Annotated in this window: 2 protein-coding genes; both read right to left on the minus strand. The window is 35.8% G+C overall.

Annotated features, from left to right (window positions below):
- The coding region (locus tag AC1DPQ_RS27895; RefSeq protein ID WP_477611590.1) for a hypothetical protein at nt 1-299 on the minus strand (299 nt) is incomplete at its 3' end.
- Nucleotides 300-399: 100 nt separating this feature from the next.
- Nucleotides 400-927 carry a nuclear transport factor 2-like protein gene (locus AC1DPQ_RS27900; protein ID WP_477611591.1) on the minus strand — a complete coding sequence of 176 codons (528 nt, stop codon included), beginning with the start codon at nt 925-927 and terminating at the stop codon, nt 400-402.
- Between the last annotated feature and the right edge of the window lie 406 nt (nt 928-1,333).

Raw genomic sequence — 1,333 nt, forward strand, 5'->3', positions numbered from 1 at the left:
CCTACAAGGATTACATTCATAATTAATAATGTAAACTGATCTTCCGGTGCTGCAGTAAAGAAAATGAAAACAGCTGATACGGCATTGATACCAGCAATCCAATACAGCGAATTACAGGCACTTTCTACCGATCTATTCAAATCGCTAAGATCTATCTCCTTAACGGTTCTGTTCGCAATGTGATGGTCTTTTTCTTCTTTGGTTCCTTGAAAAGGGAAGCCGCAATTGTTGCAATAGGTATCTGAAGGAACAAATGGTCTGTAGCAGCTACTACATAAGCTTTCGCTTTGGTTTTCCATAATATGAGCGTTAATATTTTGTGTAAATATAGAATTGAAAAAAAACAATCCAAAAAAAACGAGGAAATATTTCCCCGTTTTGTCGTAATTTCTAAAAAAACTACTTCTTCATCGGGTGCTGAACATATTCAGATAGTCTCACAACCTTTCCATTTTTCAATTTAATATCGTTAAATAAAGCCACTGTATCGGTTTTTCCATCTTTTGTCGAAGACACCTGGTTGTACCACAGGCTTACCCATTCTTCACTTTTATCTTTGTTCACAACCGATTCCATGTCTTGCATGTCGATTTTAAAACTCTTCATTTTGTCGAATTCGCCTTGTAATTCTTTCAAGAGCTGAGATTTTGTCCCCTTAAATTTGTAACCATCCAGGTCTAAGGCCACACTGTCGGCAAGCACCTTGCTCATACTGGCTGTATCTAAACTTTCGAATGTTTTAATAAGGGTCATTGCGGTTACCGCATTTTTTGTATCGGGGTTCATTTCCCAGTTTTGCACCTGTTTAATGGTATAGGGGTACTTGGTACTATCTGCTGCTACTGCCATATCAGTAGTTTTAGCTTCCTTATTTTCACATGCTGCAAAAAGTAAGGTAGCCATAATCAGGGATGATAATTTTTTCATGATAATTAGTTTATTGGTTTGATTAAATATAACTAATTACTTGAATATTAATGGAATGTATACAGTTTTTGTTCCCTGAGTTTACATACCTGAAATAGGAACAACTAAATAATACAGCTAACAAAATGTAAAGCCAGCTCAAAGTATTGGATGCTAAAAATGATTTTAACAATTTGTAGAATAATGCAAAAACGAATAAAAATATCACAAACGAATAGGGTTTAAAGATTATTCATTTTGTTAGCGCATTAATTTAAAGCTGTGCTTATCGTCCTCGTTTGTAACGAGGATGGAGGGGAAGGGCGATTTTATCGCCTTTAAACTGTTCATTTTGCATTACAAATGCGGATCTCAACAGTCCTCGTTGCAAACGAGGGCCGTTTTATGTTTCTGTACAGTCAAAGAT

The organism is Pedobacter sp. 01T416_2, from assembly GCF_056398925.1.